This window comes from Actinomadura barringtoniae (genome assembly GCF_017573505.1).
Classification (GTDB): Bacteria; Actinomycetota; Actinomycetes; order Streptosporangiales; family Streptosporangiaceae; genus Spirillospora; species Spirillospora barringtoniae.
The window spans coordinates 380,838-387,034 of the sequence record NZ_JAGEOJ010000012.1; the positions used below are offsets into that span (position 1 = coordinate 380,838).

The following is a 6,197-nucleotide window of genomic DNA, read 5'->3' on the forward strand; positions in this document are numbered from 1 at the left end:
CCGGTGGCGCCGCCGGAGCCGACTTCACCCGGCGTTCACTGGGGGCGTTCACCCGCCCGGGTCAGCTGGTCCCACTCGGTGAGCCAGTTGCGGCCGTTGTCGTCGATGAACGAGCCGGGCGGCGGCTTCACCTGGTGCTCGCGCAGCCACACGCCGGGGCGCTTCATCCCGGGGCGGAGGCTTCCGTTGGTCGGCATCAGCTGCGGCGGGATCGGGGCGGGCATCGCCTGCGGGGCGTCCCCCTCGCTCTCCACCTCGGCCTGGTCCTTCTCCTCCGCCATCCCGATCGGGCCCTGGCGCCGGGCGTTGAAGAACTGGTTCACCGCGGGATGTGTGCTGGACAGGATCATCTCGCGCGGCCCGAACATCACCAGGCCGCGCCGGAACAGCAGGCCGAGGTTGTCGGGCAGCACCCGGGCGGTGCCGATGTCGTGGGTGACGATGAGGAACGTGGCGCCCATCTCGGCGTTCAGGTCGACGAACAACTGGTTCAGATAAGAGGTGCGCACCGGGTCCAGACCCGAGTCGGGCTCGTCGGCCAGGATGATCTCGGGGTCCAGGACGAGCGCGCGGGCGAGGCCGGCGCGCTTCTTCATGCCGCCGGAGATCTCGCCGGGCAGCTTGGACTCGGCGCCGCCGAGCCCGACCATGTCCATCTTCTCCAGCACGATCCGGCGGATCTCCGCCTCGCCCTTGCGGGTGTGCTCGCGCAGCGGGAAGGCGATGTTGTCGTAGAGGTTCATGGAGCCGAACAGGGCGCCGTCCTGGAAGAGCACGCCGAACTTGCGGCGCATCGAGTAGAGCTCGTTCTCGCGCAGGTGCGGCACGTCGCCGTCGCCGACCCACACATGGCCGCGGTCGGGCCGCAGCAGGCCGACCAGGTTCTTGAGGAAGACCGACTTGCCGGTGCCCGACGGGCCCAGCAGCGCGGAGATCTCACCCGCGGGGATCGTGAACGACACGTCCTCCCAGATGACCTGCCGCCCGAACGACTTCTTGAGCCCTTCCACCCGGATCTCGACGCCCATGGCCACTCCCAGGCGGGGCGTCCGGGGGCGGGATGTCCGCAGCTTTCAGCCGGTCCCCCGCCGTTTTCGACGATACGTCGGGCGGGGCGCGGCGGGGAGACCCTGATCGCAATCGGCATTGGACATCACGTCGATAGAGCTCTGACGTGGCCTGGTCCGGCCAAAGGGGTCATCTTGCCCGATGTATCGAGGCCAATCCCCACCCATAGTGACAATTTCCCGAACGAACTTGGTCAAGATCTCGACTTACGGCCACATCCGAAACTCTTTCAACATTGCGGGTACCTCCGGCGTGCCGCACGGGCACGCCCAACCCCCACTGGAGGCAGTGTGAAGCTCCCACACGTCCGCGGTTACATCGCCGTAGGCGCGGCAACCGGTCTGACGGCGACCACCCTCATCGCCGCCGCGGCCGCCCAGGCGTCGACCGGCGCACACGCCGGTACCGCCACCCCCTCACCCGACCCGCAGGTGAAGCAGGCCGCCATGGCCCACTCGCTCGCCGGTCAGCTCGGCGGAAAGACCGCCGGGTCCTACATCCAGAACGGCAGGCTCGTGGTCACCGTGACCGACGCGTCCGCCGCCAAGGCCGTCACCGCGGCCGGTGCCCAGGCCAAGCTGGTCACCCGCAGCGGCAGCGACCTGAAGAAGGTCCAGAAGGCGCTGAAGCACGAGGTGACCACCCCGGGCACCGCGTACGCCGTCGACCCGAGGACCAACAAGGTGGTCCTCTCGTACGACGCCAGCGTCACCGGCAAGTCGCTCGCCAAGGTGAAGGCCGCCGCCAAGAGGCACGGTGCCTCGGTCAGCACCAAGAGGGTCGCCGGCACATTCCGCACGTTCACCATCGGCGGCGAGGCCATCTACTCGGGCGGCGGCCGCTGCTCGCTCGGCTTCAACGCCAAGAAGGGAAGCGACTACTACTTCATCACGGCAGGTCACTGCGCCGAGCTCGCGGGCAAGGACTGGTACGCCGACCAGGGCCAGACCCAGAAGCTCGGCACCGTCACCGTGGACAAGTTCCCCGGTGAGGACTACGCCGTCGTGAAGTACGACGCCGCTCCCGCCGACACCCAGGGCGCGGTCAAGGACACCGGGGGCGCCGTCGACATCACCGGTGCCGCCGACGCGACCGTCGGTCAGACGGTCAAGCGCAGCGGCAGCACGACCGGCGTGCACGACGGCACGGTCAAGGCGCTCGACCAGACGGTGAACTACTCCGAGGGCCAGGTCGACGGCCTGATCCAGACCGACGTCTGCGCCGAGCCCGGCGACAGCGGCGGTTCGCTGTTCGCCGGCGACAAGGCGCTCGGCATGACCTCCGGTGGCAGCGGCGACTGCACCAACGGCGGCGAGACGTTCTTCAACCCCGTGAGCGACGCCATCCAGGCGTCCGGGGTGGAGATCTACTAAGCCCGCCTGAGCAGGTGAACCGCTCAGCCGGATGACCCGGTGGCGGCCCGCGAACCCATCGCGGGCCGCTGCTGGGTCGCGCAGTGGATGCCACCGCCGCCCTCGGCGACCATGTCGATCGACACCTGCACGACCTCACGCTCAGGGTGCAGATCCCCGACGATCGACGCGGCGCGCATGTCGGCGGCGCGGTCTCCGAACTTCGGCAGGATCACCCCGCCGTTGAAGACGTAGTAGTTGATGTAGGTCCCCAGGAAGTCCTCGCCCCGATCCCCCACGTCCACCGGCTCTGGCAGCTCGACGACCTCCAGGCTCTTGCCGCGCGCGTCCGTCGCGTTCCGCAGGACGCCGCGGGCCTGGTCGTACACGCGCTGCCAGACCGGCGGCGTGCCCGGCGGCGGCTTGCTGATGACGACCGTGCCGGGTCCGGCGAACCTGGCCAGCGCGTCGACGTGACAGTCGGTGATGTCCTCGCCCTTGACCCCGTCGAACCAGATCACCTTCGTCACGCCGAGCAGGTTCTTCAGCACGCCCTCGATCTGGTCGCGGCTGCGGCCGGGGTTGCGGTTGGCGTTCACCAGCGAGCTCTCGGTCGCCATCAGCGTCCCGGCGCCGTCGATCTCCAGCGAGCCGCCCTCGGCGACGATCGGCGCCGCGATCCGGTGCACGCCGGCGGTTTCCAGCACCCGCCGCGCCACCAGCGCGTCCCGCTCGTGCCGCTGCTTGCCGCCCCAGCCGTTGAAGCCGAAGTCGATCCCGTCCTCGCGGACGAACGTCGGCCCGCTGTCGCGGATCCAGAGGTCGTCGACCGGGATGGGGATCACCTCGACCTCGGACCCGCACGCCTTCTGCGCCGCCGCGACGTCGGCGGGCCCGGCGAGCAGCGTCACGGGCTCGAAGTCGGCGATCGCCCGCGCGACGCCCGCGATGTCCGAGCGCGCCCCCTGGACGTCGCGGCCCCAGATCTCTTTGGACGGCCACGCCATGTAGGTCAACTTGTGCCGCGTCGACTCCGCGGGCATGCCGCGCGCCGGTTCCGGCGCGGGCGCCCTCCCGGTCCCCCCGGCCGGTGCGGCCTCGGGATCCGAGGTCGCGCACGCGGCGCCGGTGGCGCCCAGCAGCGCGACGCCACCGATCGTCGCGGCACCCGCACGCAGCGCGTCTCGCCTGCTCATCACGCTCATGTCCGCCCCCTCATGTCGCCAGCATACTAACTGAAATTTCAGTCAGGACAAGCGGAGGTGTGCGCCAGCTCACAACTAGGGCTCAGTGTGACGACTGACCTGTTCACTGCCCCGCGGTCGTGGTCATCTGTAACCCATCCCGGCGACGGGAAGGGGGAATTCATGATCGACACGGTGTCCCCGGATCGCCGGACCGCCCGTCCTCCGGGCGGCCGGGTCCGCGATCTGATCCGGGGATCGGGGCGGCGCGCGTTCGCCGTCCCGGACCTGTGCGCCCGCGCGTACGGGCTGCAGGTGATCGAGAGCCCGACCGGCCTGCTGCGCAGCTACCGCGACCCGCGCTTCGCCCACCTGGGCATCTGCGTGGACCTGGGCGAGCACCTCGGACCGCCGGTCACGGTGTGCGGAGGCTGCGGAGCCGCGTTCTTCGGCTGAACGACGCGGGCGTCACGGGCCGGCGGGGACCTCGAGGGTGCGCATGACGTCCGACAGCACCGCGGACTGGTTCGGGACCAGGTAGAAGTGGTCGCCCGGGAAGACCCGGTGCGCGAACGTCCCGTCGGTGACCTCGGCCCAGCGCACGGCCTGTTCCTCGTTCACGTGGTGGTCGGAGTCGCCGATCAGCGCGGTGATCGGAACGGTGAGGCGGGGCGCCGCCCGGTGCTCGTAGTTCTCGATCAGCTTGAAGTCGTTGCGCACGTACGGCAGGACCAGCTCGCGCAGTTCGGGGTCCTGGAGCGCCTCGGCGTCGGAGCCGCCGAGCTTCACCATCTCGGCGACCACGCCGTCGTCGTCCAGGTCGGAGACGCGCTCGGAGTCGCGGTCGTGCGGCGCGCGCGTGCCGGACGCGAACACGTGCGCCGGTGGCGCGCCGCGCTCCTGCAGCAGCCGCGCCACCTCGTAGGCCACCACCGCGCCCATGCTGTGCCCGAACAGCGCGGCGGGCCGGTCCAGCAGCGGCGCCATCGCGCCCGCGATGAGCCGGGCGAGCTGGTGGGCGTCGCCGATCATCGGGTCGGCGAGCCGGTCCGAGCGGCCGGGGTACTGGACCGCGTGCACCTCGACGGCGGGGCTGATCTCCTTGGCCCAGGTCCGGTAGAACACCGCGCTGCCGCCCGCGTGGGGCATGCAGAAGAGGCGCATGGAGGCCCAGGGGCGCGTCTCGGCGCAGCGGAACCAGGTCATGTGTTTCCTCCATAGGAGACTCCGGCCCTGATACCGGATCGGTCCGGCTCTGCCAGGAGGCCCGCCCCTGCCAGGGCGAAGCGACGCACAAGCCTGGAGCGCGGGTGAGCGGTCGGTTGTCGGTGGCTGTAGGTAGGTTGACGAACGTGTCGCGTTACCGACTGTTCCCCACGTCCGCACAGGAGGCGCGGCTGCTGAACCACTGCGCACATGCCCGGTTCGTCTGGAATATGGCCTGCGAGCAGCAGTCGTGGTGGCGACCCGGCCGAGGCAGCCCGCCGGGTTATGTCGCGCAGGCTCGCCAGCTGACCGAGGCCCGAGCGGAGTCCGGCTGGCTGGCGGCGGGCTCGGTGACGGTCCAGCAACAAGCGCTGCGGGACTTCGCTCAGGCCATGAAGAACTTCTTCGCCGGGACGCATCGTCGGCCCACATGGCGCAAGGCCGGTCGGCACGAGAGCTTCAGGCAGGTCGGCTTCAAGCCCGCCCATCTGCGGACGCTGTCGCGCAGATGGGCGGAGGTGTGGGTGCCGAAGGTGGGCTGGGTGCGGCTGCGGCTGTCGCGGCCGATCCCGCCTGGGGTCACGTCCTACCGGATCAAGCGCGACCGAGCGAGCCGTTGGCACGTCGCGTTCGCTCACGTTCCCGATGCCATTCCTTCTCCCGGCAATGGGGAAGTGGTCGGGATAGATCGGGGGGTTGCGGTATCGGCCGCGCTGTCGTCCGGTCGCTTGCTGCATGTGCCGGGTCTGACCGAGGGTGAGACCCGGCGCCTGGCGTTGCTGCGGCGCAGGCTGAGCCGGGCCGTCCGGGGTTCGAATCGACGAGCGCGGCTCAAGGCCCAGATCGCCCGAATGATGGCCCGCGTCGCCGATCGGCGGCGCGACTGGATCGAGCAGACCTCCACCCGGCTGGCACGCGACTTTGATCTGATCGGTGTCGAGGATCTGAACATCAAGGCCATGACCCGTTCGGCGCAGGGCACTCTCAATAAGCCCGGCCGTCACGTCCGTGGGAAAGCCCGCCTGAACCGCGGCATCCTGGCCAACGGCTGGGGCGGCCTGGTCCGCCGTCTGGAGGACAAGGCTCCCGGCCGCATCGTCAAAATCAACGCCGCGTACACATCGCAGACTTGCCATACCTGCGGGCACCGTGCACCCGAGAACCGCGAGAGCCAAGCGGCCTTTCGGTGCGTGGCCTGCGGGCTGAGAGTCAATGCGGACCTCAACGCCGCCCACAACATCGCACACCTCGCCCGGCTGACAGCCGGGTCGGCCGCCGGACGGGCGGTCGCTGCACCGGGAGGCCCCGGGCTGCCGGAGCCAGCGAACCGTGAACCTCGACAAGCGCGCCTCACTTCGGTCGCGTGAGTTGGAATCCCCGTCCACCA

Annotated in this window: 6 protein-coding genes; 3 read left to right on the top strand and 3 right to left on the bottom strand. The window is 70.1% G+C overall.

What is annotated here, in order from left to right; all coding sequences use genetic code 11:
• Window positions 1-35 precede the first annotated feature (35 nt).
• Entirely contained in the window at window positions 36-1,028 is a 993-nt protein-coding gene (locus J4573_RS29720) for an ABC transporter ATP-binding protein (protein WP_208259178.1), read from the bottom strand.
• Window positions 1,029-1,358: 330 nt separating this feature from the next.
• Here J4573_RS29720 and J4573_RS29725 point away from each other — a divergent pair, with 330 nt between their 5' ends.
• Entirely contained in the window at window positions 1,359-2,441 is a 1,083-nt protein-coding gene (locus J4573_RS29725) for a S1 family peptidase (RefSeq protein WP_208259179.1), read from the top strand.
• A 23-nt stretch (window positions 2,442-2,464) separates the two neighbouring features.
• Here J4573_RS29725 and J4573_RS29730 read toward each other — a convergent pair whose 3' ends face one another.
• Window positions 2,465-3,625 carry an agmatine deiminase family protein gene (locus J4573_RS29730; RefSeq protein ID WP_208259180.1) on the bottom strand — a complete coding sequence of 387 codons (1,161 nt, stop codon included), beginning with the start codon at window positions 3,623-3,625 and terminating at the stop codon, window positions 2,465-2,467.
• Between the two features lie 162 nt (window positions 3,626-3,787).
• Between J4573_RS29730 and J4573_RS29735 the strand changes: the two genes are divergently transcribed.
• The gene (locus tag J4573_RS29735) at window positions 3,788-4,060 is read left to right on the top strand and encodes a hypothetical protein (protein ID WP_208259181.1); all 273 of its coding nucleotides are present in this window, start codon (window positions 3,788-3,790) and stop codon (window positions 4,058-4,060) included.
• Window positions 4,061-4,072: 12 nt separating this feature from the next.
• Here J4573_RS29735 and J4573_RS29740 read toward each other — a convergent pair whose 3' ends face one another.
• Window positions 4,073-4,810, bottom strand: coding sequence for a thioesterase II family protein (locus tag J4573_RS29740; protein ID WP_208259182.1), 738 nt, complete (start codon window positions 4,808-4,810; stop codon window positions 4,073-4,075).
• A 146-nt stretch (window positions 4,811-4,956) separates the two neighbouring features.
• On the opposite strand from J4573_RS29740, the gene J4573_RS29745 reads away from it, so the two are divergent.
• Window positions 4,957-6,177 (top strand): RNA-guided endonuclease InsQ/TnpB family protein, encoded by a 1,221-nt coding sequence (locus tag J4573_RS29745; RefSeq protein WP_208259183.1) that lies wholly within the window; start codon window positions 4,957-4,959, stop codon window positions 6,175-6,177.
• Window positions 6,178-6,197 lie beyond the last annotated feature (20 nt).